Source organism: Roseibium sp. AS2 (genome assembly GCF_038900065.1).
Lineage (GTDB): Bacteria > Pseudomonadota > Alphaproteobacteria > Rhizobiales > Stappiaceae > Roseibium.
The window spans coordinates 37,705-63,867 of record NZ_JBBMQN010000008.1 but is presented as its reverse complement, the minus strand read 5'-3'; the positions used below and the strand labels follow the sequence as shown (position 1 = coordinate 63,867).

Annotated in this window: 23 protein-coding genes; 8 read left to right on the top strand and 15 right to left on the bottom strand. The window is 62.3% G+C overall.

The window, feature by feature from the left end; genetic code table 11:
• Positions 1–11 precede the first annotated feature (11 nt).
• Genes flgG through flgB form a run of 4 tightly spaced genes read right to left on the bottom strand, consistent with a single transcriptional unit; the run spans position 12 to position 1,994 of the window.
• Positions 12–800, bottom strand: coding sequence for a flagellar basal-body rod protein FlgG (flgG, locus tag WNZ15_RS21365; protein ID WP_342895053.1), 789 nt, complete (start codon positions 798–800; stop codon positions 12–14).
• A gap of 51 nt (positions 801–851) precedes the next feature.
• Complete coding sequence (locus tag WNZ15_RS21360; protein ID WP_342895052.1) at positions 852–1,184, bottom strand: flagellar hook-basal body complex protein FliE; 333 nt, start codon at positions 1,182–1,184, stop codon at positions 852–854.
• A 2-nt stretch (positions 1,185–1,186) separates the two neighbouring features.
• Complete coding sequence (gene flgC / locus WNZ15_RS21355; protein WP_342895051.1) at positions 1,187–1,603, bottom strand: flagellar basal body rod protein FlgC; 417 nt, start codon at positions 1,601–1,603, stop codon at positions 1,187–1,189.
• Between the two features lie 10 nt (positions 1,604–1,613).
• Positions 1,614–1,994: a flagellar basal body rod protein FlgB gene (gene flgB / locus WNZ15_RS21350; RefSeq protein WP_342895050.1), complete on the bottom strand. Its 381-nt coding sequence runs from the start codon at positions 1,992–1,994 to the stop codon at positions 1,614–1,616.
• Between the two features lie 184 nt (positions 1,995–2,178).
• Between flgB and WNZ15_RS21345 the strand changes: the two genes are divergently transcribed.
• From WNZ15_RS21345 to WNZ15_RS21335, 3 genes are all read left to right on the top strand, one after another.
• The gene (locus WNZ15_RS21345) at positions 2,179–2,724 is read left to right on the top strand and encodes a hypothetical protein (RefSeq protein ID WP_342895049.1); all 546 of its coding nucleotides are present in this window, start codon (positions 2,179–2,181) and stop codon (positions 2,722–2,724) included.
• Positions 2,725–2,733: 9 nt separating this feature from the next.
• Entirely contained in the window at positions 2,734–3,102 is a 369-nt protein-coding gene (locus WNZ15_RS21340; protein ID WP_342895048.1) for a PilZ domain-containing protein, read from the top strand.
• A 372-nt stretch (positions 3,103–3,474) separates the two neighbouring features.
• Positions 3,475–4,626 (top strand): fumarylacetoacetate hydrolase family protein, encoded by a 1,152-nt coding sequence (locus tag WNZ15_RS21335; protein ID WP_342895047.1) that lies wholly within the window; start codon positions 3,475–3,477, stop codon positions 4,624–4,626.
• An 87-nt stretch (positions 4,627–4,713) separates the two neighbouring features.
• Here the strand turns inward: WNZ15_RS21335 and fumC are convergent, their stop codons facing one another.
• Positions 4,714–6,099, bottom strand: coding sequence for a class II fumarate hydratase (gene fumC / locus WNZ15_RS21330; protein WP_342895046.1), 1,386 nt, complete (start codon positions 6,097–6,099; stop codon positions 4,714–4,716).
• 24 nt (positions 6,100–6,123) lie between these two features.
• Entirely contained in the window at positions 6,124–6,933 is an 810-nt protein-coding gene (locus WNZ15_RS21325) for an alpha/beta hydrolase (RefSeq protein WP_342895045.1), read from the bottom strand.
• 166 nt (positions 6,934–7,099) lie between these two features.
• Here WNZ15_RS21325 and WNZ15_RS21320 point away from each other — a divergent pair, with 166 nt between their 5' ends.
• The 3 genes from WNZ15_RS21320 to lexA all read left to right on the top strand — a co-directional run bounded on the left by WNZ15_RS21320 (position 7,100) and on the right by lexA (position 10,410).
• Positions 7,100–8,680, top strand: a complete 1,581-nt coding sequence (locus tag WNZ15_RS21320; RefSeq protein ID WP_342895044.1) for an acyl-CoA synthetase — start codon at positions 7,100–7,102, stop codon at positions 8,678–8,680.
• Positions 8,677–9,552: a hypothetical protein gene (locus WNZ15_RS21315; protein WP_342895043.1), complete on the top strand. Its 876-nt coding sequence runs from the start codon at positions 8,677–8,679 to the stop codon at positions 9,550–9,552. Before WNZ15_RS21320 ends, WNZ15_RS21315 begins: the two co-directional genes overlap by 4 nt.
• Before the next feature lie 147 nt (positions 9,553–9,699).
• A complete protein-coding gene (lexA, locus tag WNZ15_RS21310; RefSeq protein ID WP_342895042.1) occupies positions 9,700–10,410 on the top strand; it encodes a transcriptional repressor LexA in 711 nt (236 codons plus the stop codon).
• A 36-nt stretch (positions 10,411–10,446) separates the two neighbouring features.
• On the opposite strand, the gene WNZ15_RS21305 is transcribed toward lexA, so the two are convergent.
• Positions 10,447–12,885 (bottom strand): ComEC/Rec2 family competence protein, encoded by a 2,439-nt coding sequence (locus WNZ15_RS21305; RefSeq protein WP_342895041.1) that lies wholly within the window; start codon positions 12,883–12,885, stop codon positions 10,447–10,449.
• A 131-nt stretch (positions 12,886–13,016) separates the two neighbouring features.
• Between WNZ15_RS21305 and gltX the strand changes: the two genes are divergently transcribed.
• Positions 13,017–14,441: a glutamate--tRNA ligase gene (gltX, locus tag WNZ15_RS21300; RefSeq protein ID WP_342895040.1), complete on the top strand. Its 1,425-nt coding sequence runs from the start codon at positions 13,017–13,019 to the stop codon at positions 14,439–14,441.
• A 236-nt stretch (positions 14,442–14,677) separates the two neighbouring features.
• A complete protein-coding gene (gene gltA / locus WNZ15_RS21295; protein ID WP_342895039.1) occupies positions 14,678–15,970 on the top strand; it encodes a citrate synthase in 1,293 nt (430 codons plus the stop codon).
• Positions 15,971–16,391: 421 nt separating this feature from the next.
• Here gltA and lpxB read toward each other — a convergent pair whose 3' ends face one another.
• The 8 genes from lpxB to WNZ15_RS21255 all read right to left on the bottom strand — a co-directional run bounded on the left by lpxB (position 16,392) and on the right by WNZ15_RS21255 (position 26,149).
• Positions 16,392–17,570 (bottom strand): lipid-A-disaccharide synthase, encoded by a 1,179-nt coding sequence (gene lpxB, locus WNZ15_RS21290; protein WP_342895038.1) that lies wholly within the window; start codon positions 17,568–17,570, stop codon positions 16,392–16,394.
• Positions 17,567–18,451, bottom strand: coding sequence for a UDP-2,3-diacylglucosamine diphosphatase LpxI (gene lpxI, locus WNZ15_RS21285; protein WP_342895037.1), 885 nt, complete (start codon positions 18,449–18,451; stop codon positions 17,567–17,569). The genes lpxB and lpxI overlap by 4 nt, the downstream gene beginning before the upstream one ends.
• A gap of 4 nt (positions 18,452–18,455) precedes the next feature.
• Positions 18,456–19,253 (bottom strand): acyl-ACP--UDP-N-acetylglucosamine O-acyltransferase, encoded by a 798-nt coding sequence (lpxA, locus tag WNZ15_RS21280; RefSeq protein WP_342895036.1) that lies wholly within the window; start codon positions 19,251–19,253, stop codon positions 18,456–18,458.
• A 6-nt stretch (positions 19,254–19,259) separates the two neighbouring features.
• A complete protein-coding gene (gene fabZ / locus WNZ15_RS21275; RefSeq protein ID WP_342895035.1) occupies positions 19,260–19,724 on the bottom strand; it encodes a 3-hydroxyacyl-ACP dehydratase FabZ in 465 nt (154 codons plus the stop codon).
• Positions 19,725–19,780: 56 nt separating this feature from the next.
• On the bottom strand, positions 19,781–20,818 hold the full coding sequence (gene lpxD / locus WNZ15_RS21270) for a UDP-3-O-(3-hydroxymyristoyl)glucosamine N-acyltransferase (protein WP_342895034.1): 1,038 nt from the start codon (positions 20,816–20,818) through the stop codon (positions 19,781–19,783).
• 331 nt (positions 20,819–21,149) lie between these two features.
• Positions 21,150–23,462, bottom strand: a complete 2,313-nt coding sequence (gene bamA, locus WNZ15_RS21265) for an outer membrane protein assembly factor BamA (protein WP_342895033.1) — start codon at positions 23,460–23,462, stop codon at positions 21,150–21,152.
• A 234-nt stretch (positions 23,463–23,696) separates the two neighbouring features.
• Positions 23,697–24,839 (bottom strand): RIP metalloprotease RseP, encoded by a 1,143-nt coding sequence (gene rseP, locus WNZ15_RS21260; RefSeq protein ID WP_342895032.1) that lies wholly within the window; start codon positions 24,837–24,839, stop codon positions 23,697–23,699.
• A 104-nt stretch (positions 24,840–24,943) separates the two neighbouring features.
• Positions 24,944–26,149: a 1-deoxy-D-xylulose-5-phosphate reductoisomerase gene (locus tag WNZ15_RS21255; RefSeq protein ID WP_342895031.1), complete on the bottom strand. Its 1,206-nt coding sequence runs from the start codon at positions 26,147–26,149 to the stop codon at positions 24,944–24,946.
• Between the last annotated feature and the right edge of the window lie 14 nt (positions 26,150–26,163).

Genomic DNA, 26,163 nt, shown 5'->3' with positions numbered 1-26,163 from the left:
TCGGGCCTGTTCTAGCGGATGCCATTGGTCACGGTATTGGCCATTTCGTCGGCCGCCTTCATGACTTTGGAATTCATCTCGTAGCCGCGCTGGGCATTGATCAATGCGGTGATTTCCTTCACCGGATCGACATTCGAGCTTTCAAGATAACCCTGGCGAACCACGCCGAACCCCGGATCGCCCGGCACCCCGGCAACAGGCACGCCGGAGGCCTCGGTCTCGCGGAAGAGATTGCCGCCGACCGGTTCCAGACCGACGTCATTGGCGAAGTTGGCGAGCGTCAGCTGGCCAAGTTCGCGCGGTGCGATCTCGCCGTCGACCTTGGCGTAGACCTCGCCGGATTCGTTGATGACCACTTCGATGGTATCTTCCGGCACGAGGATCGCCGGTTCGACCGCATAGCCATCGATGGTCACCAGGCGCCCCTCGGCGTTCTTGTTGAACGAACCGGCCCTTGAATAGAGCGTCTCGTCGTCCGGTCCGGTGATTTCGAACCAGCCGCGGCCGTCCAGGGCAACGTCGAACTGGTTGCCGGTGTTGTTCAGCGACCCCTGGACGTGAAGCTTCCGGATCCCGGCCGCCCGGACACCGAGGCCGAGCTGGGCGCCTTCGGGGACGGGATCCTCGCCGCCGCGGTTCGGCACGCCCTGAAGGCGTTCGGCCTGATAGAGAAGATCGGAAAACTCCGCCTGCGACCGCTTGAAGGAAGTCGTGTTCATGTTGGCGATGTTGTTGGCGACCACTTCAACATTAAGCTGTTGCGCGCTCATGCCGGTCGCGGCGATTGCTAGGGCTTTCATGGCTCGTCTCCATTGGTTACGCAGGATCCGGACCCCGGTCGAACGACCGGGTCAGATCGACATGCGGCTGATTTCCTGATAGGCGTGGACCACCTTGTCGCGGATGGCGATGGCGGTCTGCAGAGTGGATTCCGCAGCCATCACGGCCTCGACGACCTGCTGGACGGACGCCTGTCCGTCGACGCCGGCAATGGCCGTCGCTTCCCCCTGTTTGACCTTGTCGATCGCGTCCTGGGACACTTGCGCCATGGCCTCCGAAAAGTTGGTGTCGGCCACCGACCCGGCGCCTCCAAGATCCGGCGTCCCCGCGGTGTAGCGGCTGGTGGTCGCCGTCTTGAGAACACCGTCCGTCGACGACGTCAGCGCTGAGATTTCATTGATCATGATCAGTTCCTCAACAGGTCGATGTGGCGCATGACCATTTCGCGCGCCTGGGTCATGACCTTCAGATTGGCTTCATAGGAGCGGTTGGTCTCCCGCATGTCGGCAAGCTCGAGCAGCGTGTTGACGTTGGGCATCTTCACGTAGCCGTCCACGTCCGCCGCCGGGTGACCGGGAGCGTATTCGACCGTGAAAGGCGCCTTGTCCGAACCGACTCCCTTCACCGAAACCAGATTGGCCTGGTGAACGCGGTTGAACTCGCTTTCGAACGTGATGGTCTTGCGCCGGTAGGGATCATCTCCGGCGGCCTCTCCTGTCGAGCGGGCATTGGCCAGGTTTTCAGAGACGACACGCAGGCGTTCGGATTGCGCCCGCAGGCCGGAACCGGAAATCTGGAGAGTTGCGGAGAGCGGATCGGACATGTCGGTTTCCTCAGGATTTCACGGCTGCGAGATACATGCGGTGGAAGGACTTCGCGATACTGGCGTTCAGGGAATGATCGCGTGCGACCTCCCCCGCCTTCACCAGTTCCAGCTCGATGCTGACGGAGTTGCCTGAATGACTGACGGACCAGCTGTCCGCCTTTTCCACTTCGGCGGCGCGCGCGGCCTCGGTGGCCTGACCGAGATGGCTGCCATGGGTCGCCGACATCGCCAGTTGCGTCTTGCTGATCATCGATGTGAAAGGCTCGAGATCCTGGGCGCGGAATCCCGGCGTGTTTGCATTGGCGATGTTTTCCGCGATCGTTGCCTGGCGCACGGACAGCCAGTCATTGCTGTTTGAAACAAGTTTGTTCAGGAACACAGGCTCCATCGGAGACCTCCTTCAAGCTCGGATTGCCTCAAGTCCTAAAAGATCAAGCTTGTCCGAGGCTGGCCCGCACGTGCGTTTTCGGTGAGCCGGCGCAAGCTTCGCGCAATCTTCGGAGTGCATGCATTAACGGCGCGGTGGCCTGTCTCCCGTGCGCCCACGCGGGCCTTGAAACCGGGAGAAACGGATGATCAGGCGAAACCCGTCCCTCAACGCAGCCACATCAAGTCAGCCCCTGGAGCTGGTATCAGGCGCCTCCTTTTCCGGGATGCCGGGGTCTTCGGTCCGTGCGAGCCGGTTCACCCGCGCCGTTCTGCTGGCGTCGGTCCTTGCAATGCCGGCACCGCTCCACGCCCAGGCTGTCGATTGCGACAGTTATGCCAGGGCCTATGCCAATGCCCATACATCCAGCGACCCGACAGATCTCGATATCATCGACGGTGCCATGGAGGGGGCCGTCGCCGGTGGTGCCTGGCGGGGCCGCAGCGGAGCCCGCCGCGGTGCTGCGGCAGGCGGCGCACTCGCCGTTCTCGACAGCCTCGGCAACGACCCTGCGGGGTGGCGCGGGCTCTATGACATGGCTTATCGGACCTGCCGCAACAGCCAGTCGCCAGTGACCCATCGCCCGTCGACCCTAGGAGACCCGAGTTACCGCCCGGCGCGGCGTCCCGACCAGGCGCTTGAACCGCCGATGCCGGCTGTCCCAAGGGCTCCCAGAAAACCAGATCGTTAAGGCAGCGCCATGTTTTCCTTCCTCAACGCGAAAAGCAGCTCCCTCGTCGAGGCGATCCAGCGGCGCCTATACCCGCGCCAACGCACACGCCTGCGGCCGGCCAAGCTGGCGAGCCTGGACAACCAGTTCATCTGCGACTGCACAATCAGGGACATCTCCAAAGGGGGTATCCGGCTTGTGCTGAACGAAGATCTTGATTTGCCGAATGAATTCTATGTTTTCGACGCCGTGCCGAAAACCGTCGCCGAGGTTCAACTCAGGTGGCGCAACGGCCTCGCGGCGGGGGTCGTCTATCTTGTGCCTCCTGCAAGTATCCGCCATTTCAAGAACACCGGCGTGATCAGACTTGCGCAGCGGCTCTATGCCGTGGACGGCTAGTCCGTCGACACCATCCAGCCGGATCTGCGCGAAGCGGACCTGGACCACGATGCCACGACTTGCCTCACGAGGACGGCGATCGGTCCACGCGCCGCGCGTTTCTCCAGGTCACGGTCTCATGCAGTCGATTTCAGTTTCCGGTTTTCCAACCGCAACGGCTGTCAGACTGTCCGGCACCGACCGGCAGCCGTCCAACCATTGACATTTTAGCACGATCAGGAACCGGTTCGCCCAAGCAAGGGCTTGCGGATTTCGGAAAACGGGTCAGCATGGGCCCGCGAACCGCAGGGTACGCAGCCTTGCGTCTTTTTCTGAACGAAGTGTTCTGCGCGCGCAACAGCGCGCACAACCGCAACCGAAACAGGACCCGAGATGGGCTTTTATTCCGCTTTGGAACTTGAAACCGGAACGTTTCTCGGTCGCGTCTGGCGTCCGGACGTCATGGGACCGGCCGTTGTGACCATTCGGAACGGCCATGTTGTCGACATCACGTCAAAGGCGGCCCCGACCGTTCGGGACATCTGCGAAATGGAAGATCCCGCAGGTTTTGTCCGGGCCGCCGACGGGCAGTCCGTCGGCACACTTGAAGCGGTATCTTCCTCTCCCGCCGGAGATCCCGGGGAAGTCCATTTCCTCGCGCCTTGCGACCTTCAGGCCGTCAAGGCCTGCGGCGTCACCTTCGCCGGGTCCATGGTCGAACGGGTGATCGAGGAACTCGCTGCAGGAGACGCGCAAAAAGCCGAAGCGATCCGCGTACGTGTCGGCCAGGCCATCGGCGACAGTCTGCGGAATATCAAGGCGGGGTCCGAAGACGCGGCGCGGGTCAAGCAGACCCTTATCGCCGAGGGCCTCTGGAGCCCCTATCTCGAGGTCGGTATCGGACCGGACGCCGAAGTGTTCTCCAAGGCGCAGGTGCTCTCGTCTGTCGGCCATGGCGCGCAGGTCGGTCTTCATCCGATTTCCAACTGGAACAATCCGGAGCCGGAGGTCGTCCTCACGGTTTCGTCGACCGGATCGATTGTCGGGGCAACACTCGGCAACGACGTCAATCTGCGCGACATCGAAGGGCGCTCGGCCCTGCTCCTGTCGAAGGCCAAGGACAACAATGCGTCCTGCTCAATCGGTCCGATGATCCGGCTGTTCGACGCGTCCTACACGCTCGATGACGTCCGCAGCGCGGAACTGGACCTGACCGTGGAGGGACAGGACGGATTTGTCCTCAACGGGCAGTCGTCCATGAAGGAAATCAGCCGGGATCCGGCAGATCTGGTTCAGCAGACAATCGGACGTCACCACCAGTATCCGGACGGTCTCATGCTGTTCCTGGGAACCCTGTTCGCCCCGACACAGGACAGGGACGTCGCCGGAGAAGGTTTCACTCACAAACTCGGCGATACCGTCACGATCACATCCGCCGGCCTGGGGCGGCTCACAAACACGGTGCAGCTTTCGACCGAATGCCCGGAATGGACCTTCGGCATCCGGCAGTTGATGCGCAACCTTGCCCAGCGCGGTTTGCTTTGAAATAGACCGGCGGGCGGCTCGCGGCCGCCCGCACGATGTCAGCCATACATTGGAAACAGCAGCGGATCCATTCTCAAGAGGACGGGCTCAAAGGGACGGGTGGATCATTTTCGACGGATCCACCACCCGGTCGAATTCGGCTTCGTCGACATACCCCAGTTCCAGGCAGGCCTGTTTCAGGGTCAGGTCCCTTTCGAAAGCATGGTGGGCTGCGTGGCTGGCCTTGTCGTACCCGATCAGCGGGCTGAGCGCGGTGACCAGCATCAGGGACTGATCGAGGTACTCCCGGATCCTTTTTCTGTTCGGCTCCATGCCGTCGACTAGGAACCGGGCGAAGTTGCCGCATCCGTCTCCCATGATCAGCACCGACTGCAGGATCGCGTTGATCATGAGCGGTTTGTAGACATTCATCTCCAGATAGCCACTCGCCCCGCCGATCCCGACGGCAACGTCATTGGCCATCACCTGGGCCGCGATCATCGCCAGGGCCTCGCACTGGGTCGGATTGACCTTGCCGGGCATGATCGATGAGCCGGGCTCGTTGGACGGGATCTTGAGTTCGTAGAACCCGCAACGCGGCCCGCAGGAGAGCAATCGGATGTCATTGGCGATCTTGAACAGGGACACGGCCAGCGTGCGCAATGCCCCGCTGAGCATCACGAGCGCATCGTGACTTCCCTGCACGGCGAACTTGTTCGCAGCACTGACAAAGGGAAGTCCGGTCAGTTCCGCGATCCAGGCGGCTGATTTGCTGGCGAAATCCGGATGGGCGTTGATCCCGGTTCCCACCGCGGTCCCGCCCAGCGCGAGCCCGTAAACATCGTTCAGCGCATGTTTGATCCGGTTCATGTCCTGATGCAGAAGCTCCGCATAACCGGAAAATTCCTGTCCAAGCGTGAGCGGGGTCGCATCCTGCATGTGGGTCCGGCCGATCTTTATGATATCCGCCCATTCATCCGACTTGGCCTTGAGGCTTTCATGAAGGGTTTCCACCCCCGGCAGCAGCCTGTGGGTCGTCTGAATGGCCGCGGCCATGTGCATTGCAGCGGGAAACGAGTCGTTCGACGACTGGCTCATGTTGACGTGATCGTTCGGATGGACCGGATCCTTGGCCCCCAACACGCCACCCGCCAGGGCAATGGCCCGGTTGGAGATGACTTCGTTGACGTTCATGTTGGATTGGGTCCCGCTCCCGGTCATCCACACATGCAGCGGGAAATGCGCATCCAGTTGGCCGTCCGCCACCTCTTCCGCGGCCCGCACGACCAGATCCGTCAGATCCTCCTGCAACAGGCCCAGATCGCGATTTGTCAGAGCGGCGGCTTTCTTCAGTATCCCGTAGGCATGAATGAGCTCCATCGGGATCAGATCGTTGCCGATCGAAAAATACTCCAGGGACCGCTGCGTCTGGGCACCCCAGTACTTGTCCTCGGGAACCTCGATCTCCCCGAGACTGTCACTTTCCGTACGCATGGTCGTCTCCTGTATGCTTCCGGCTCATGAAGCCAGCAATGTCCTTGTCAGCGTGCTCTCGGAATTCTTCAGCCCGTCGATGACATCAAAATGATGCCGCTCCGGATCCTCACGATAACTTGCGTTCGGCCAGGCATCCGCCAGCAGACGGGCCTGCCGCAGGAATTCGGGGCGTTCGGCACCGCCGACCCAGGCAATCACGGGACAGTCGGTGGCGGGTTTCTGCAAGGCCGGGCTCTCGGCCATGGCCTCCTCCTCGCTCAACCGGAACGACGCGTTCATCGTGGTGTTTCGAAGCGGGCGCAAATCATGCAGGCCACTGATCGATACCACCCGCTCGATCCGCTCAAGAACATCCGTCGGCAAGGGGCTGTCCTCACAGATCATTCGTGTCACGAGATGCCCCCCGGCCGAATGCCCCGTCAGCCGGATGGGGCCGCCGACCCGTCGGGCGGCTGCCGTAATCGCAGCGGCGATTTCACCGGTGATATCCGCAATGCCAACGGCCGGGGCCAGATCGTAGGACGGCATGCAGGTGGTCCAGCCTCCGGCGAGCGCTCCACCGGAAAAATGCGACCAGAATGTCTTGTCGAAGCGCAACCAGTAGCCGCCATGGACGAAGACAACGAGGCCTTTCGAAGCCCGATCGGGACGAAACATGTCGAATCGCCGGCGGGCGCCCTCCCCGTAGACGATGTCGAGATCCTTCTCCATCCAGGACTTTCGGAATTCGGCGGCATCTTCCGCCCAGCGCTCGATATACGCCTCCGCACCGGGTATGTGCGCCGCATTCGCGTAAGCGTCGTCCCAGTCCGTGATCATCGTTTCAGTCATTCATCAACCTCGGCAAAGTCCCTCGACCCGTGGGCGCGCATCCTGCACGATTTGGAGCGAAAGCGAAATGATCCGGCTCTTGCGACACAGCTTGTCAAACCGTCCCTCGCCGACCTAACGTTTCTCCAACAACAAACGAACAAACAAACGCGGGAGATAAACGCGGATGGTGGCGCGCTGTTCCAACCGGGTGGTCAACCTGGCGCAATTCCTGTCGAAAAATGCGGCCCGCTGGCCCGACAGACCGGCCATCATACAGGACCAGCGCAGCTGGAGCTGGGCGGACCTCGATTCGCGTGTCAGCGCACTCGCGCATGCCCTTGCAACCGAGTTCGGCGTGTCCAAAGGGGACAGCCTGCTGGTGCAGGCCCGCAACTCGAATCAGATGACCGAGATCATGCTCGCCGCCTTCCGGCTCGGAGCGCTCTGGGTGCCCTGCAATTTCCGGCAGGCTCCCGGCGAAACCGCCTATGCCGCGGAGAAGGCCCGGGCCAAGGTCTTTCTGTGCGACGCCGACTTTGGCGCGCAGGCAGCCGCAGTCGGAACCGCCTGTCCGGACCTTGCGGGCTGCATCAGTATCGGTGCGAGCGATTTCGGCCAGGACTACGGGGATCTCGTCGCCAGTCATACGGGAAGCACGGTCGCGAACGCCGCTGTCGACTATACCACGCCTTGCTGGCTGTTTTTCACCTCGGGCTCGACCGGACGGCCCAAGGCCGTGGTGCTCAGCCACGGCCAGATCGGCTTTGTCTGCGTCAACTACATGGCCGACCTGTTGCCGGGCACCACCGAAGAGGACGCCTCCCTGGTGATTGCTCCCCTGTCCCATGGGGCCGGTCTGCACCAGATCGCGCAGCTTCCCACAGGCGCGGCCCATGTGCTGATGCCAGCGGGCGGCTTTTCCCCGGCTGTTGCCTTTGAACTGATTGAGAAACACAGGATCAGCAATCTCTTCACCGTCCCGACCATCGTCAAGCGGCTGGTCGAGGACCCGGCGGTGGGCCGGTTCGACCATTCCAGCCTGCGCCACGTCATCTATGCCGGCGCACCGATGTATCGCGAGGACCAGAAAAAGGCGCTTGAGAAACTCGGCAAGGTTCTGGTGCAGTACTATGGTCTCGGCGAAGTGACCGGCAATATCACGGTGCTGCGTCCGCAGGACCACTGTCTGGAAGACGGCCCGCAGACGCGTATCGGCACCTGTGGCACCGAAAGGACCGGGATCGAGGTTTCCATCCAGGACGAGACCGGCGCTATCCTGCCGCCACACCGGACCGGGGAGGTCTGCGTCATCGGCGCGGCTGTCTGTGCCGGTTATCTAGACGACGATGCCGCCAATGCAGCCTCCTTCCGAAACGGCTGGTTCCGCACGGGCGATATCGGCCACATGGACGCGCAGCGGTTTCTGTATCTGACCGGCCGAGCGTCGGACATGTATATTTCCGGCGGCTCCAACGTCTACCCCAAGGAAGTGGAAGAGGTCCTGCTCGCCCATCCGGCGATTTCGGAAGTCGCCATACTCGGTATTCCGGACCCGCAATGGGGCGAAGTCGGCCTGGCGGTATGCGTGACGGCGGATGGCGCCACACCGGATCCCCAGGACCTCACCGCGTTCCTGCAGGACCGTGTCGCCCGATACAAACTGCCCGCCCGCTATCTCTTCATCGCGCAGATGCCGACCAGCGCCTATGGCAAGGTCACGAAGAAACTGGTGCGCGACCATCTGGACGAGAAGGGTCTTCTGTGAGACGGCCCGCCCCGATCAGCCTCGCGGACATCCGGCATCCCGGACCCGCAGCCACGGACCGCAGCCCCGGCATGACCTGCCGCGCGGACCCGATCTCGCTTGAGCTTGACGGCGGCGCGCCCCTGATCGAAGCGCTGGGCAGCTTCGCCGACCAGAAGGGGTGCGGCTCCGCGGTGCTCGACCTCGGTGGACTGGCGCTGGCGCCTTTCGATTATGTCATGCCGGACCGGGCCATCGACGACCGTCACGCCGCCTGGTACAGCGACACGAGAACCTCCGGCGGCGCCGTTCTGGACGAAGCCGTGGCCATCCTCGGCTGGAAGGACGGTCAATGGTTTGCCCATATCCACGCATGCTGGCACGAAGGCGGCACCGGCCATCTCGGCCACTTGCTGCCGCAAACGCTGGCAACGGCCGAGGCCGCGCGGATCACGGGCTACGGCATTAAGGGCGCCAAATTCGAAGCCGCGGAGGATCCGGAGACCGAATTCACCCTGTTTCGGGTCAGACCGGACGACCTGCGGGCCTCGACCAGGCCTCACAACGCCCTCATCACCACCCTCGCGCCGTTCGCTGACCTGCATGACAGTGTGACAGCACTCGCCGCGGCTCTGGCGGAACCGGACTTTGAGGTTTTCGGCCTCGGCAGTCTCGCCGGCGCGGCGTTCCGGGAAACATCCCCGATGACCGGCCTGATATCGGAAATCCTTGTGCGGTCCGGCGCGGGAAAAACCGGCGACACGCCGCTCAGGCTTCCCGTACGTGGCGTCGATCTGGAGGGAGCCCTTCACCAGGGTATCGTGCGCCCCGGAACCGCACCGACACTTGTTACCTGCGAGCTCCTGATCAGGGGCACCGCAGTGCCGGAGTGACCCCTTGGGCGGGCGAACGTGCCGCCACGACCGGCGTGCAGGTTGATCAGGAACAGTAAGAGAACATTTACCCTTGCAGAACACAATGGGAACAGGTACCATGTTCTTGATTTGTACCAGCCTATTTCGCGGCCAGGGGATACCGACATGTTGACGCGCAAGCAGTATGAACTGCTCATGTTCATTCACGAAAGACTGAAGGAAACCGGTGTTCCGCCGTCTTTCGACGAAATGAAGGACGCGCTGGATCTCAGGTCCAAATCCGGCATTCACCGCCTTATTACCGCCCTGGAGGAACGTGGCTTCATCCGGCGCCTGCCCAACAGGGCCCGGGCCATGGAAGTGGTCCGCCTGCCAGACTCGATCGCGCCGGGTCTGGGCGCGCCGCGCGCACGCGGCAGTTTCTCTCCCGAAGTGATCGAAGGCTCGCTTGGCAAACCGGAGTTCACCAAACAGGTGGAAGAACCGGTGTCCGCCGGGACGGAAATCCCGGTCATGGGCCGCATTGCCGCCGGTGTTCCCATCGAGGCCATCCAGACCCACAGCCATTCGATCACCGTGCCGCAGGAATTGCTTGGCAAGGGGGAACACTATGCTCTTGAAGTGCGGGGCGATTCCATGATCGAGGCCGGCATCCTCGACGGCGACACCGTGCTGATCCGCCGGACGGATAATGCGGACAGCGGAGATATCGTCGTCGCGTTGGTGGATGAAGAGGAAGCAACGCTGAAGCGACTGCGCAAGAAGGGAGCCTCCATTGCGCTGGAGGCTGCTAACCCGGCCTATGAAACGCGTATCTTCGGCCCTGGCCGGGTCCGCGTTCAGGGACGGCTGGTCGCTCTCTTCCGCCAATATTGAGCGGCAACGCCAGACAACGCCCGGCAATGCCGCCGGTCAGTCCTTATCGGCACGCGCGGCGCGGCGCAGATATGCGCGCGTCACCGTTCCCTGCCTGTGCCATGGTCTCGGCGGATCCGGAATTGCGTAGATCACTCTGCTGATCACGGGAGCCCGGCCGTTTCGGTTTTGATCGACCGGAAGCGGTGGCGCTGGTGCCTCTGCTTTTCCATTTTCTCTTTCTTTTCCTTGCTGACCGGACATGCTCGCGCGTGGTCCGTCCGCTGACAGCCAGATGGAAACAGCGCCCCTGGAGGTTCTGACTTCCGGGCCAAGAACCAGTCGCGCACGGCAGTCTTCCTGCACGATCTGATCGCTCACGATAATATCCGCATACCGGCAATCGTCATCCGAAGCCTCCAGGGTTTTCGGCAAGGCGATGGCAACAGACCTCTCCTTTGTCCCGGTGCGCTCACCGGCAACCGAATAAGCGTGCACAACACATCCGAGCGGGTCGCACCGCCTTTGCTCCGAATTCATCTTGCGCGATCCAATCGCGTCCGGCGAAACCCCTTCGTACTGGAACCAGAGTTCCGTCAGGAAGGCGGACTTTCGACCGGAAAACCGTAGCAGACCGCCGTCATCACGCGCCGCGACACGACCGCCGGAGGCGGCGATCTGAATGTCCGGCGGACGCGAGTCGACGGCGATGAGGATTCCCGCCGCCAGCGGCAGCGCCGCGCACAGACGTGTGCGCCCGGGCAGCAGCAGCCCGGTGAACAGGGCGCAGAGCAACAGCAGCGCCGCCGCGCCGTCCAGCCTGCCTGTCACCCCGTCACCCGCATCGAGCCCGGCGGTGAATTCAGCGATCTTCAGGAGCACGGATACGCCGAACGACATGACGGCCAGAGGCAGTCCCGCCAGACCGAATGGCATCAGCACGAGGGCAAGCACCCCCATGGGCATGACCAGAAGCGAGAACACCGGCATTCCCAGCATGTTGCCAATCAGCCCGTAAGGGGCGACCCGTCCAAAATGATGCGCGCCGATGATCCCGGTCGCCAGACCGGCCACAAGCGCGGTGATGAACAGCCCCGCGCTCCATTTTGCCAGATGCGACATCAGCAGCTTCAGGCCTTCCGGTCGTGCGGCCCGGGCCGTTAGCTCCCGGTCGCGCCGGCGCCAGAGATCATACACCGCGACCAGGCAGATCACTGCGGCAAAGGACATCTGAAATCCGGGAAAAAACAGGCGTTCGGGCGCAATCAGCAGCAACGCCAGACCCGCGATCGCGACACTGCGCAGAGTAACGCCGCGCCGGCCGACCAGGATACCCAGGAAGACAATCGCAATCATTAGGAACGACCGCTGCGTCGCCACGGCCGCACCCGAGAGCACCAGATAGACCACAGCGGCGGCCAGCGCGGCGAGAGCCGCCCACTTGTGGATCGGCCAGCGAAGGGTCAGTGCCGGGACGCTCGCCAGCAACAGCAGAACAGCGCCATAAGCACCACCGGCAAACAGAGCCATGTGCAATCCGGAAATCGCCAGGATATGCGCCAGCCCCGCGGCGCGCAAAACCGCTTCCTGCTCCTCGGTGATGCCGGAGCGGTCTCCCACAAGCAGCGCGACGATCAGCGCGGTTTCGGGCCTGTCGGACAACAGCGAGCGTATGCGCCCGGCCAGTCCTTCACGCAGTTGCGCGACGCGCGCCGATGCCGCCATCCTGACCGATCCGGGGTCCGTGCCGGTCACGCTTGCAGGACCGTAGTTGAAGCCGGTTGCTCCGATACCGGTGAAATAGGCGTGGAAGGAAAAGTCGTATCCGCCGGGATAGACCGGCCCCATGGGTGGAAACAGCCGTGCCCGCACGCGGATGGTTTCCCCGACCCTGCCTGCGCTTGTCGACGGCACCCGCACCCGGACCTTTTCGGGAAAATCAAGGCCGCTGGACGGGCGCTCGTTGACCGTTGCGACGGCGATCACAAGGCGCGCTCCGGAGGAACCGGCGCGGCGTTCCAGGACCTGGCCGGTCAGGGAAACATTCATCGGTTCGGATATCCGGGGGGCATCGACGGCCGCCGTCCGGAGCGAACCTGCTGTCACTCCGCAGAAAAAAGCCAGCAGCAAAAGCACACGCCACCCCGGTGCGGACCGCCGGGCTGCGACGCAAAGGGCAGCAAGTCCGGCACTTCCCAGGGCCGCAGCCAGAATGATTGGTGACGGTTCCTCCGGAAGCAGCGCATAAATGGCGATGCCGGACGCGAATGCAAAGGCGTTCCACAAGAGCCCCTGCTCGTCGCGGAAACGATCCGGACCGGCTCGCAGGGCGGCAGAGCTCCGGTCTGGCCCGTGGCGGCTGAACTCGTCGCCAGCGGAAGCGGTGGAGCCGGCAGGTTTGGCTTTCGGCCGGAGTATTACCGGTTTGCGCAAGTCGGGGGGCGCCGCCTCGACGCTGCTGTTCCAGCCATTGTCCGGAAGGCCACCGGACGCCACCGCTCCTCCTTCTGTCGGGCTCAAGAAACAGCCGACTTTCTGTTTTGCCGCGTCAAAGCCTGTGCTAAGACCGCGCCACCAAGCAGGCGCGCCCTGCACCGACATTCTGACAGAGACCTTCATAAAGCACCATGGCCCAAGATATCGTCACGCGTTTCGCCCCGTCCCCGACCGGTTTCCTGCATATCGGCGGTGCTCGTACCGCCCTGTTCAACTGGTTGTTCGCCAAACATGCCGGCGGCCGGATGCTGCTGCGTATCGAGGACACGGACCGGGCACGTTCGACGCAGGAAGCCGTTGACGCCTTGATCGACGGGCTCACCTGGCTGGGTCTTGACTGGGACGGAGACCCGATCTCGCAGTTTTCGCGGGTCGACCGGCATCGGGAAGTTGTCGAACAAATGCTTGCCGACGGGACAGCCTATCGCTGTTACTCGACCCCGGAGGAACTCGATGCCATGCGCGAGAAAGCCCGCGCGGAAGGCCGGCCGCCACGCTATGACGGCACCTGGCGGGACCGGGACGCTTCCGAAGCGCCGGCAGGGGCAGCTGCCGTCATCCGCATCAAGGCCCCCCGGGAGGGCGACACCGTGGTCGATGACATGGTTCAGGGTCGCGTCGTGATCCCGAACAAGGATCTCGACGACTTCGTCCTGATGCGTTCGGACGGCACGCCCACCTACATGCATGCGGTGGTGGTCGACGATCACGACATGGGCATCACGCACATCATCCGTGGCGTCGACCATCTCACCAACGCCGCTCGCCAGACGCTGATCTTCAAGGCGCTCGGCTGGGACGTCCCGGCAATGGCACACATTCCGCTCATCCACGGTCCGGACGGCGCCAAACTGTCCAAGCGCCACGGGGCGACCGGTGCTGAAGCCTATCGCGCGATGGGCTACCTGCCACAGGCCATGCGCAACTATCTCGCCCGGCTCGGCTGGAGCCATGGCGACGACGAAATCATGGCCCTCGACGACATGATCAAGTGGTTCGGACTGGACGCCGTCGGCCAGTCTGCGGCACGTTTCGACTTCAAGAAGCTGGAAAATCTCAACGGCCATTATATGAGAAGCACCCCGGATCCGGAACTTCTGGACCACTGGAAAATCTATCTCGGCCATGCCGAGAACGGAGATGCCGTCCTGTCCTGGCTGGCCGCGGGCGACCATGAAAATGTCGCCCTTGCCGCCTTGCCCGGCCTGAAGGAACGCGCCAAGACCCTGGTCGAACTGACCGAAAGTGCTTCGTATCTGTGGCGCCAGCGGCCGCTGGACACGGACGAGAAGGCAAAGAAGATCCTGGATGCCGACGCCGGCACAATTCTCGGAGACCTCCACGGCGTGTTGTCCGCAGTGAACGATTGGACGGCCGAGCCTCTGGAGGCCGCTGTGAAAGGCTACGCCGAAGACAAGGAACTCAAGCTCGGCAAGGTGGCACAGCCGCTGCGCGCCGCCCTCACCGGCCGCGGCACCTCTCCGGGGATCTACGACGTTCTGACGGCACTCGGACGGGAGGAATCCCTGGCCCGCATTCAGGACCAGGCGGCCTGAACCGCCCGGGCACCGACAGTTTTCCGGCAGAAGTCCGCGCATCCTGCGGACTGGCCGGGGCGAGAAATCGGTCTTTGACCAAAGCCTTATGCCGGCCAGCTTGCGGCAGTGCGGTAAATGGGCTACGCAAGACGCGAAAATGTCTCCAGTGGCGTCCGGTAACCGGAAACGGGACCTCTCTCCCGAGAGGTCAGACACCTGGACCGCACACCCGTTTAACGCAGAGGGGTTTCTGAATGGCCGACAACAACGCCAAGCTCAACGTCGGTGGCAATGCCCACGATTTCGACGTTCTTGACGGATCCATCGGACCGTCGGTAATGAACATCTCGTCCTTGTACAAGGACACGGGCATGTTCACCTACGACCCAGGCTTCACCTCGACCGCATCGTGCGAATCCAAGATCACCTATATCGATGGTGACGAGGGCACCCTGCTCTATCGCGGCTATCCGATCGAGCAGCTTGCGGATCATGGCGATTTTCTGGAGTCCTGCTACCTGTTGCTCTACGGCGAACTGCCGACCAAGACGCAAAAGGAAGACTTCGTCAATCGTGTGACCTATCACACGATGATCCACGAGCAGATGAACCGGTTCTTCTCCGGCTTCCGCCGCGATGCCCACCCCATGGCCATCATGGTCGGCACAGTCGGCGCGCTTTCCGCCTTCTATCACGACTCAACCGATATCGCGGACCCGCATCAGCGCATGGTGGCGTCCTTGCGTATGATCGCCAAGATGCCGACCCTCGCCGCCATGGCGTACAAGTACCACATCGGCCAGCCGTTCGTGTATCCGCGCAACGATCTGGGTTATGCGGCCAACTTCCTGCACATGTGCTTTGCCGTTCCCTGCGAGGACTACACGGCCAACCCGGTGCTGGCCCGTGCCATGGACCGTATCTTCATCCTGCATGCGGACCACGAGCAGAACGCGTCGACGTCGACGGTGCGCCTGGCCGGCTCGTCGGGAGCGAACCCGTTCGCCTGTATCGCCGCCGGCATTGCCTGCCTGTGGGGACCTGCCCACGGCGGTGCCAACGAGGCAGCGCTCAACATGCTGGCGGAAATCGGTTCTGTCGACCGGATCCCGGAATTCGTGGCCCGCGCCAAGGACAAAAACGATCCATTCCGACTGATGGGCTTCGGTCACCGCGTCTACAAGAACTACGATCCGCGCGCACGCATCATGCAGAAAACCACGCATGAAGTTCTCGGGGAACTGGGCATCAAGGACGATCCGCTGCTGGACGTCGCGATGGAACTCGAGAAGATCGCGCTCAACGACGAATATTTCGTCGACAAGAAGCTCTACCCGAACATCGACTTCTATTCGGGTATCACCTTGCGTGCGCTCGGCTTCCCGACCACCATGTTCACCGTTCTGTTCGCTCTTGCCCGCACCGTCGGCTGGATCGCCCAGTGGAAGGAAATGGTGGAAGATCCGTCCCAGCGCATCGGACGCCCGCGCCAGCTTTATACCGGCGCCCCCAAGCGCGACTACACGCCGATCGATCAGCGCCGCTGACACGGCCCCCTTCGGCCAGCCGGTTCACGGCTCGTTGAATTCAGGCACGCCCGGACCTTCCGGGCGTGCTTTTTTTGTCAGACAGACCCAGCCTGAAAAACAGCTCGCCGGACAGAGCCGTGCGCCCGGCCCGCAAGAACCGTCCCCCGGAATACATCACGGATTTCAACCGGTTCCAGGCCGGCACGGCGCGCATTTCAGAGGAGGTTGAGGTATCATACCAACCTCAACAAACAGGAACCCATTGGATGGCTTGTTCAGGGCTGCCGGCAAGGAGCGGTGCGCAGATCGGCCTGGTTGGCCGGTCAAAGGGCGCAACGCAGTCCGGTGGGCCTGAACAAACCACCGGAGGCCATGACATGAGAGTGTTCCGCCGCGACGCGCGTCTTGGCCGATGTTCAGGCTGAAAAGCGAGCCTGCTTCACGTCTTCATGGCAGCCAGAACCACCTGTGCGGCGGCACCGCTCTGACTGTGTCCGTCCGGGAGCCGCATCACCTCGTCGAGACGGGATAGCACTGAAATCTGCCGGTCCCGTTCCGGGCCTCCTGACAGAAGCGCCACCAGATGACCGGCCAGCACGTCCGGCTGAACCTCTTCGTCGAGAAACTCCGGAATGGCGTTGGTACCGAGAATGATGTTGGGCAGCACGAAGGAGTCGACGCTTGAAAACCGGAAGATGCGGTTGAGATCCTTCATGCGCCGGAAAAACCAGTCGACCTTGTATGCGACCACCATGGGCACACCGGCAAGCGCCAGTTCCAGCGACACGGTGCCGGACGCGGCCAGCGCCGCATGCGCACTCCGGAAGGCCGCTTTCTTGGCCTGCAGACCGGTCACGATATCCGGTTCAACCGACCAGGTGGCGACGCCTTCGCGAATCGTGTTCTCCAGATGAGCCACCGCCGGCAGCACAATTTTCACATCCGGCAATGCCAGCCGCACCTTGTCCACCGTCTTGCCGAAATCCGGCAGCAAGCGGTCGATTTCGCTGCGCCGGCTGCCCGGAAGCACCAGAAGAACGGGAGCGCCGCTGCCCAGAGGCACCCGTTCGCCATCGGCTGGTCTCAGGTCGGCGGCATTTTCGCTGAGCGGATGACCGACATAATGCGTCCTCGGGCCACCGAGCCGCTTGTGAACGTCCGGCTCAAAAGGCAGCAATGCCAGCAGCTCATCGACATAAGCACTCATTTTACGGGCACGGCCCGGCCGCCAGGCCCAGACCGACGGCGAGACATAGCCGACGATCGGAATATGCGGAGCGCGCTTGCGCACGCGCCTGGCAACATTGTGGGTGAATTCGGGACTGTCGATGATGACAAGCACGTCCGGATTTGCGGCGATGACACCGTTCACGGACTGGTAGACCCGGCGGACGATCAGCGGCAGCCGCGCAAGAACCGCTGTCAGGCCCATGACGGAGACGTCGGCCATGTCGAAAAAGCTCGTCAGACCAAGCGACGTCATCCGTTCACCGCCGACGCCGCAATAACGCACGCCTTCGCCGAGCCGCCCGTTCAACGCCTTCATCAGCTCAGACCCAAGCTGGTCTCCCGACTCCTCGCCTGCGACGATACATATGGTCGGCCGACGGCCGGTCATGCCGAACGGAACCCCTTGAATTCGGAGTGATCGATCCCGATCAGGAAAATCCTGCTCTCGTCGGCCTTGCGAATGGTTTCTTCGCGCTCCGCGATCAGGGCGCCCTCCGCCTCGACTGCGATACCGGCAAGTCCCGCGGCGACGGCCAGCTCGATCGTTCTGGGCCCGACAGCCGGAAGATCGACCCTGAGGTCCTGATTGGGTTTCGCGGTCTTGACCAGGGCGCCGGCACGGCCCTTCGCCCGGACCCGCCCGATGCGCCGCAGATCTGCGCAGCGTTCGAGCATCGCGTCGGTGCCCTCTGCCCCTTCAAGCGCAACCACGCGCCCGCCGACGGCAACAGCGGCCTGGCCTATGTCCAGTTCACCCAGGCGCTCGGTCGCACCAAGCGCCAGTTCGATGTCGCGCCAGTCATCCGGCTTGGGCTGAACACCGCCAAGAACACCGCAGGCGGCCAGCAGTTGAGGCGCCACATCCTTGATACCCACAACCCGATACCCCTCGTCTTCGAAAAGGCGGATAACCTTGGTCAGCAGACTGTCATCGCCCCCGGTCAGGGCCCGGAAAATCGCCGGCAGGCGCTTCAGGGTCCCGAAATCGCCAAAGATGGACGTAAAGTCCGGCCGCTTCGAGACACCGCCGATGAGCAGGACTTCCCGGCAGCCGGTCTTGTCGAGAAAACCGTAAAGTCGGCCGATCTCTCCCCAGCCGAGCTGCACATCGGCCCGCGCGCAGGTGACCGGATCGGCCTCGCCCCGAATGGCGATTATCCGAAAATCCCGGCCCGCGCTTTCGAGCGCTCCGGCAAGTTGCCCCGGCAGGCTGCCATTGCCTGCGATCAGGGCCAGTCGCGGCTGAAGTCTTTGAACCACCGCGGACATGGGCCTAGTTTTCGCTGCGCGGAGTGCAGAAGCGCCGGTCTTCCTTTTCCAGGATAAAGTCCGTGACCGTTTTGACGAGAGGTTGAATGTTCTCGTCGGCCGCGATGGTTTCAGCCCGGCTGCGAAGCGTTCCCTCTTCGGATTCGAAGAGGGCCCGATAGGCGGCCCGGAGTGCGTGTATCTGCTCGCGCGGAAGGCCCTTACGCTTCAAGCCGATCAGATTGAGGCCGGCAAGACGTGCCCTGTCGCCGATCACGGAACCATAGGGAATGACATCGAATTCCACGCCGGTCATGCCGCCGACAATCGCGCCGGTGCCGATCCGGGACCACTGACGCACCGCGCTGAGACCGCCCAGAATGACGAAGTCGGCCAGTTCCACATGCCCGGCCAGGGTCGCGTTGTTGGCGAGGATCGCATGGTCGCCGACCCGGCAGTCATGCCCGACATGGGCACCGACCATGAACAGGCCGTTGTCGCCGACACGGGTCAGCCCGCCGCCGCCTTCCGTTCCCGGGTTCATGGTGACATGTTCGCGGATCTGGTTGTTGGCGCCAATCACCAGTTCGGTGACTTCGCCGGCAAACTTCAGGTCCTGGGGCTTGTGGCCGATACTGGCGAACGGAAAAATATGCGTACCCGCACCGATGCTGGTATGGCCCGCGACGACGACATGCGCCTCCAGAACCACGCCGTCGGCGAGTTTGACGTTCGGTCCGACAGTCGAATAGGGACCGACGCGAACGTTCTCGCCGATAACAGCCCCGTCTTCGACGATGGCTGTTGAATGTATGTCAGTCATGGTTCCTCACGCATCTACCAGCATGGCGCTGACTTCCGCTTCCGCAACCTTGGTTCCGTCCACCATCGCAACAGCGTCGAATTTCCAGATATTGGAGCGTTGCTTTATTTTTTTGACATGAAAATGGACCTGGTCGCCCGGTTCGACCGGCTTGCGGAACTTGGCTCGGTCGATCGTCATGAAATAGACCAGCTGCGGCGGCGCGTCGTCGCCGCGCGCGTGAACGCAGAGCGCGCCCGCGGTCTGGGCCATGGCTTCGATCAACAGGACACCGGGAAACACGGGCCGTTCCGGAAAATGGCCGGAAAAGTGAGGCTCGTTGATGGTGACATTCTTGATGCCGATACAGCTGTTGTCGTCATCCATTTCGATAATCCTGTCGATCAACAGGAATGGATAGCGATGTGGCAGCAACTTCATGACTCTCATGATGTCTGCACTGGCAAGTGTCTTGTTTTTGTCGTCTTCCATGAAATACCCCTTGGCGCAGTCCCCGCCGCAAAGCCGATGCTTGAATTAACTACCGTTTACGATCCGCCGCCACGCTCTGCAAGTTTTCTCACGGCCGCGACTTCACGAAACCACTGTTTCACCGGTTTTGCCGGTGTTCCGCCATAACGCCCGCCAGCCGGCAGGTCGTCACTGACAACGCTGACCGCCGCAACCTGCGCGCCCATTCCGATGGTCACATGGCCGCGCACACCCGTCTGACCGCCGATGGCGACAAAGTCCTCGAGTGTGCAGCTTCCGGACAAACCGACCTGGGAGACCAGCACGCAATGGCGTCCGACCACGACATTGTGGCCGATCTGAACCTGATTATCGATCTTGGTGCCTTCGCCGATGATCGTGTCCCGGTTGGCGCCGCGGTCGATGGATGTATTGGCACCGACCTCGACATCGTCCTGGATGATCACGCGGCCCACCTGTGGCACCTTGAGGTGGCCTTGCGGCCCCATCGCGTACCCGAAGCCGTCCTGCCCGCAGGATACACCTGGATGCAGAAAGACACGGTTCCCCAGCACAGAGTGCTGCACGGTGCAGTTCGAACCGACGACACAATCGCGTCCGATTCTGACACCGCGCCCGATGACCGCATTCGCGCGAATGACCGTACCGGCGCCGATTTCCACGCCGGCACCGACAACCGCCCCCGGTTCAACGGTCACGTTGTCTTCAATGACGGCACCGGGATCGACAATCGCCCGCTCCGAAACACCCGCGACACCCGGGTCACGGGGCTGCATTGCCTCGGGATAGAGCCTGGCGAGCACCAATGCCCAGGAGCGATACGCGTCCGCGCACACAAGCACGGCAACACCCTCGGGAACCTTGTCCTTGTGCCTCTTGCCGACAAGACAGGCAGCCGCCGTGGTTCCCTCAAGCTGCTTCAGGTAGATCGTGTTGTCGAAGAAGACCAGCATCCCGGCACCGGCATCCTCGAGCGGAGCCACGCCGGCAATCTCAAGCGAAGGATCCCCCCGCAGGATTTCCGCGCCCGCCCAGGAAGCAATCTCGCCCAGGGTCACCGGATCCGGTGTCTTGAAAAAATTCGGCTCGGACATGCTGTTATCCTAGGGTCAGTGTACCATTGGGTTTTGGTTGCAGTGCAGGTCGGGTCTGCCGGAGCGGGCTGCCGCCTCTGCGCGGCGCGCGCCACCATAAGGGTTTTCCGGCGCCTTCGCGACCGATGGCCGCCGCAACCTCGAGAATTCTGCCGCCCACCCCGGCATCACGATGTCCTGAAAAGAGCCGTCCTCTTTCACGACCTCGTGCCCTGAGCCGGCCGAACCACATCCCCCGACCAGTTCCGATTGCCCGCAAACGATGGAGCCCGGCAACAAAAACGGCCGCCGATCAGACCGGCGGCCGTTCTCTATCTCGGTTGACCGCAGTCTAGAAGCGCGTACCGCCGCTCAGCCGGAAGACCTGGGTCTTGTCGGCGTCTTCCTTGACGATCGGGTAGGCGAAATCGGCGCGCAGCGGCCCGAAGGGCGAGTCCCAGCGAATGCCTGCACCGACCGAGGCGCGGACCGAAAGGTCGTTGGAGTCGATCCGGCCGCCATTGTTTTCCACGAGACTGACAAGGTCGCTGTCCGCGTCCCAGAGAGAACCGGCATCGGCGAACACGGCGCCGCTCAGGCCGAATTCCTTCGGAATGATCGGGAACGGGAACCGGCTCTCCGCCGATGCGGCGAAGTAGAACCGGCCGCCAATGGCATCTTCGGTGGTCGCATCACGCGGACCGATACCCTGGTTTTCGAAACCCCGAACAAGATTGCCGCCCAGCATGAACTGCTCGGAGACGCGCAACCGCTCGTCACCCAGAGCCATGATGTTACCGCCACGGACGGAAACACTGCCGACAAGACCGTAGTCCGCGAGGATTTCCTTGTAGGCACGCGCCTGCGCTTCGGTCTTGACGTAGAAGCTGTCACCACCGACCCCGGCGAACTCCTGACCGAAGGACGCATACACACCGTCGGAGGGGTTCAGGTTCTGATCAAGGGTGCTGTAGCGCAGCTCATATCCCACCAGCGAGGTCAGATAGGTGCCGAAGGAGTCACAGATTGCAAGAGAGAGAGAGGACGTGTCGCAATTGTTGATGTTCGTCGACGTGTCATCCGGATCGGAGTTCTCTTCCTGGAAGATGTTGTAGAACAGACGCAGGGTCAATTCTTCTTCGCGAAGAGGCAACGTGAAACCGAAGCCGGCACCGGTCTTCTGCTGATCATAGGACCGGTAATCGTTCTCGTTTTCAACCTGCCGGTAGACATCCAGATCGAGCGCCACCCGGCGTCCCATGAAGAACGGTTCGACGAAGCGGAATTCGTAGGTCTGGGTATCGGCACCACCGCCGACGGCGACCTTCACGAACTGGCCGCGACCAAGGAAGTTCTTCTCCGTGACGGAGATGTCGCCGATGACACCGTCGACCGTCGAGAAGCCGACACCGAAGGAGATTTCACCGGTCGCCTTTTCTTCCACACGCACATTGACGATCACGCGATCAGGCGAGCTGCCCTGCTGGGTCGTTACGGACACCCTCTCGAAGAAACCGAGGTTTCTAAGACGGCGCTCTGCCTTGTCGACCAGCGCCCGGTTGAACGCATCGCCCTCGGCAATGTCGAATTCCCGGCGGATGACATATTCACGGGTCCGGTCGTTGCCGATCACATTGATCCGCTCGACATAGGCGCGCGGGCCTTCCTCGATATAGTAGATCAGCGAGATCTTGTTGTTTTCATAGTCGCGCGCGCCCCGGGGACGGACACGAGCAAACGCATAGCCCTCTTCGGAGACCCGCAGCGTGATGTCCTCGACCGTCTGCTCGACACGCAGGGAATTGAAGGTGCGGCCGCTCTTGGTACGGATCAGCTTGCGCAGCTCTTCCGGATCGACATCGGCAATGGTGGAAACGATCTCGACATCGCCGATTTCGTATTTCTCGCCTTCGTCGACTGTGAAGGTCACGTAGAAGATATTCTGTTCGCGATCCAGGTCAGCGCTCACCGAGACGATTCGGAAGTCGGCGTAACCCTTCTTGTTATAATACTGGCGCAGCAGCTCCTCGTCCGCAGCAAGGCGGTCGGGATCATAGGTATCGGTGCTGCGCAACCAGCTCAGCAGACCGCTTTCCCGGGTCCGGATCACATCACGCAGACGGCCGTCGCTGAAGGACGTGTTGCCGATGAAGCTGATCCGCTCCACACCTGTCTTGTCGCCTTCATTGATCTCGAACACGAGATCGACGCGACCCTGCCCACGCTCGATGATCTGCGGATCGACGGACGCGCCATAGCGTCCGGACCGGCGGTAAGCCTCGAGAATGTTCTGGACGTCTGCCTGAACCTTGGCCCGCGAAAGCATCGAACGGGCCTGCGAGCGCACCGCTGTTTCCAGCGCGCCGTCCTTTATCTTCTTGTTTCCCTCGAAGGAAACGCGATTGATGATCGGATTTTCAGTGACGGTGACGGTCACCGTGCTGCCGCGCGGAGTGATGTCCACCGTCGCAAACAGACCGGTCGCATACAGCGCCTTCAGCGACTCATCGACGTCGAAAGCGCTGTAGGAGCGCCCGGGAACGATGGTCATGTAACTGACGACGGTTTCGTCCTCGACACGGCTGTTGCCACGCACCTGAATGCTTCTGGCAACCGCTGCCTGCGCCTCCGAAACCAGAGAAGCGGGCCCGAAAGCCTGCGGCATGATTGAACCGGCGGAAAAGATGGCTGCCGCCAGCAAAACGGCCCGTGTAACTATCTGCAATCGCTGCATTATTGCGCTATGCCTTTGTTTATAAACACCCCTCCCGGGAATCCGCTTTCACCCCAGCAGATTCTCAGGACCGAGGAGTGTTTTATAGGTTTTTACCGATAACGCAACCGCCGTACCGGGCCGAAAGCGATTTAGTCAGAAGACGTTGCGTCAATGTCACGGCGCTCACGAACTTGTTCCCACAAGCCGCATTATGTCCTTCCATGTGACGAACACCATCAACATGAGAACGAGCCCGAGACCGATGCGGAACCCGACATCCTGAACCCGCTCGCTCAGGGGTTTTCCACGCAACGCCTCGGCGGCGAAGAAAACCAGATGACCGCCGTCGAGAATCGGAACCGGCGCCAGGTTGATCAGGCCGATGCTGACCGACAGGACCGCGGTCAGGGAAATCAGCGGCAGAATGCCGAGATCGGCAACCTGGCCCGAAATTTGCGCCACGCGGATCGGACCGCCCAGCTGGTCCGCCGACTGGCGCTGCGTGATGACACCCCAGATGTAGCTGACCGTGCCCTCCATGATCCGCCAGGTTTCCAGGACGCCCTCGCCCACCGCCTCGACCGGAGTGTATTTGATCAGCACGAGATTCGCCGGGTCGGCCGAACCGCGCAGGCCGATATCGCCCGCCATCTGGCGCTCGCCCAGGAAGACTTCCTTTTCCTTGGCGTCGGGCGTGACGGTCAAGGCGACCGGCGTGCCGTCCCGATCCACCTCGAACAGCAGCGGCATGTTGGCGTTCATCAGCACCACCTGCCTCAACTCGCCGAAGGTCTGGATCTTCCGGCCGTCGATTTCCGTGACCACGTCTCCGGCCTGGATGCCGCCACGCTGCGCGGCGCCTCCAGCGAACACTTCCTCGACCACCGGTCGCAGCCCCTGTTTGCCGCTGGCGACGAACAGGGCCGCGAAAATGACGATGGCGAGCAGAAAATTGGCCAACGGCCCGGCGGCGACAACCGCCGCCCTTTGCCAGACGGGTTTGGCGATGAACGCGGTCTTGCGGTCTTCCTCGCTCATTTGCGCGATCAGTTCACGGCTCGGTACGCTGGCGGCGTTCTCGTCACCCGCGAATTTGACGTAGCCGCCGAGAGGGATCAGGCACAGCTTCCAGCGGGTCCCCTTCTTGTCGGTGCGCCCGAACAGCTCCCGTCCGAATCCGACAGAGAACGCATCGACCTTGACATTACACCAGCGGGCGACTGCGAAATGCCCCAGCTCATGAAAGAACACGACAATTGTCAGCACAAACAGAAAGGGAACGATGGTGCCGATGAGGAGAGAGTAAACGGAGAGAAGAAAGTCCATGAAGGGGTTCCGATCCAGCGCAGCCAGGATTGTTCTTTGGCACACTACTAAAAGGAGAATTACGGCGTGTTAATGGTGAGTCGTTTTTTGCAAGGGCGGCACGGTCAGCCACACCTGGCCTTGATCCAGTTCTCGGTTCGTTTCCGGGCGGTTGCATCCAGTGCCAGCACGTCTTCCACACTGCCGGGAGAAGCCAGGCAGCCGTCTGCCTCCAGCTCTTCCAGGACAGCCTCGATCGCCGCCGGAATGTCCGGAAACCCGATCTTTCCCGTCAGAAATGCCGCGACCGCGATTTCATCCGCAGCGTTGAGCACCGCGGGCGCGCCACCTCCGGCCTTCATGGCCTCCAGAGCCAGCCGGAGAGCGGGAAAACGGTCCAGGTCCGGCACCTCGAACGTCAGGGTCGCGATTTCGGCAAGGTCCAGCTTCTTCACGGGCACCGCCATCCGGTCCGGATAAGCCAGGCAATGGGCGATCGGGGTGCGCATGTCCGGGCTGCCGAGTTGCGCCAGAAGCGACCCGTCCGTGTATTGCACCAGTCCGTGAACAACTGATTGCGGGTGGACAAGCACCCCGAGCTGTTCATGGGTCACGGGAAACAGGTACGAAGCCTCGATGACTTCAAACCCCTTGTTCATCATGGTCGCGCTGTCGATCGTGATCCTGGCGCCCATGTCCCAGTTCGGGTGCCTGAGTGCCTGCTCTGGCGTCACCGCGGCCATCTCGTCCGCGGAAAACGTCCTGAAGGGACCGCCCGACGCGGTCAGGATGACCTTTTCCACCTGATCGGCCGTGGCTGTCTCGAACACCTGGAAAATCGCGTTGTGCTCGCTGTCGACCGGGAGAAGCTCGGCGCCGGTCTCACGGATTCGGGCCATGAACAGGTCGCCGGCACAGACCAGACACTCCTTGTTGGCAAGGGCGATGCGCCGTCCGGGCCTGATGGCCCGCATCGTGGGAGCGAGCCCCGCGGCGCCGACAATGGCCCCCACCACGATATCCGTGTCCCGGTCGACGGCGTCCAGCACGGCGGCGGCGCCGGCCGCCGCTGAAATGCCGGTCCCGGCCAGCCGGTCGGCAAGGTCCCGGTAAAGGCTTTCGTCGGCCAGCACGGCCACCTTGGCGTTCAGCCGCCCGGCCATCTCCGCCAGAAGAGCGGCATTCCGGTTGGCCACCAGAGCGACCACCTTGAACCGGTCCGGATTGCGCGCGATCAGGTCCGCCAGACTTTGGCCGATCGAGCCGGTTGCGCCCAGCACGGTGATCCGGACGGGATCGCCGGCGTCGCTTGTCGCGGATGTGGCCGCCATCGGAGTTACTCCAA

What these genes read in the sequence shown, in the direction of transcription:
- flgG (WP_342895053.1), bottom strand. Translation starts at nt 800, where the DNA reads ATGAAAGCCCTAGCAATCGCCGCGACCGGCATGAGCGCGCAACAGCTT.
- WNZ15_RS21360 (WP_342895052.1), bottom strand. Translation starts at nt 1,184, where the DNA reads ATGATCAATGAAATCTCAGCGCTGACGTCGTCGACGGACGGTGTTCTC.
- flgC (WP_342895051.1), bottom strand. Translation starts at nt 1,603, where the DNA reads ATGTCCGATCCGCTCTCCGCAACTCTCCAGATTTCCGGTTCCGGCCTG.
- flgB (WP_342895050.1), bottom strand. Translation starts at nt 1,994, where the DNA reads ATGGAGCCTGTGTTCCTGAACAAACTTGTTTCAAACAGCAATGACTGG.
- WNZ15_RS21345 (WP_342895049.1), top strand. Translation starts at nt 2,179, where the DNA reads ATGATCAGGCGAAACCCGTCCCTCAACGCAGCCACATCAAGTCAGCCC.
- WNZ15_RS21340 (WP_342895048.1), top strand. Translation starts at nt 2,734, where the DNA reads ATGTTTTCCTTCCTCAACGCGAAAAGCAGCTCCCTCGTCGAGGCGATC.
- WNZ15_RS21335 (WP_342895047.1), top strand. Translation starts at nt 3,475, where the DNA reads ATGGGCTTTTATTCCGCTTTGGAACTTGAAACCGGAACGTTTCTCGGT.
- fumC (WP_342895046.1), bottom strand. Translation starts at nt 6,099, where the DNA reads ATGCGTACGGAAAGTGACAGTCTCGGGGAGATCGAGGTTCCCGAGGAC.
- WNZ15_RS21325 (WP_342895045.1), bottom strand. Translation starts at nt 6,933, where the DNA reads ATGACTGAAACGATGATCACGGACTGGGACGACGCTTACGCGAATGCG.
- WNZ15_RS21320 (WP_342895044.1), top strand. Translation starts at nt 7,100, where the DNA reads ATGGTGGCGCGCTGTTCCAACCGGGTGGTCAACCTGGCGCAATTCCTG.
- lexA (WP_342895042.1), top strand. Translation starts at nt 9,700, where the DNA reads ATGTTGACGCGCAAGCAGTATGAACTGCTCATGTTCATTCACGAAAGA.
- gltX (WP_342895040.1), top strand. Translation starts at nt 13,017, where the DNA reads ATGGCCCAAGATATCGTCACGCGTTTCGCCCCGTCCCCGACCGGTTTC.
- gltA (WP_342895039.1), top strand. Translation starts at nt 14,678, where the DNA reads ATGGCCGACAACAACGCCAAGCTCAACGTCGGTGGCAATGCCCACGAT.
- lpxB (WP_342895038.1), bottom strand. Translation starts at nt 17,570, where the DNA reads ATGACCGGCCGTCGGCCGACCATATGTATCGTCGCAGGCGAGGAGTCG.
- lpxI (WP_342895037.1), bottom strand. Translation starts at nt 18,451, where the DNA reads ATGTCCGCGGTGGTTCAAAGACTTCAGCCGCGACTGGCCCTGATCGCA.
- lpxA (WP_342895036.1), bottom strand. Translation starts at nt 19,253, where the DNA reads ATGACTGACATACATTCAACAGCCATCGTCGAAGACGGGGCTGTTATC.
- fabZ (WP_342895035.1), bottom strand. Translation starts at nt 19,724, where the DNA reads ATGGAAGACGACAAAAACAAGACACTTGCCAGTGCAGACATCATGAGA.
- lpxD (WP_342895034.1), bottom strand. Translation starts at nt 20,818, where the DNA reads ATGTCCGAGCCGAATTTTTTCAAGACACCGGATCCGGTGACCCTGGGC.
- bamA (WP_342895033.1), bottom strand. Translation starts at nt 23,462, where the DNA reads ATGCCGCAGGCTTTCGGGCCCGCTTCTCTGGTTTCGGAGGCGCAGGCA.
- rseP (WP_342895032.1), bottom strand. Translation starts at nt 24,839, where the DNA reads ATGGACTTTCTTCTCTCCGTTTACTCTCTCCTCATCGGCACCATCGTT.
- WNZ15_RS21255 (WP_342895031.1), bottom strand. Translation starts at nt 26,149, where the DNA reads ATGGCGGCCACATCCGCGACAAGCGACGCCGGCGATCCCGTCCGGATC.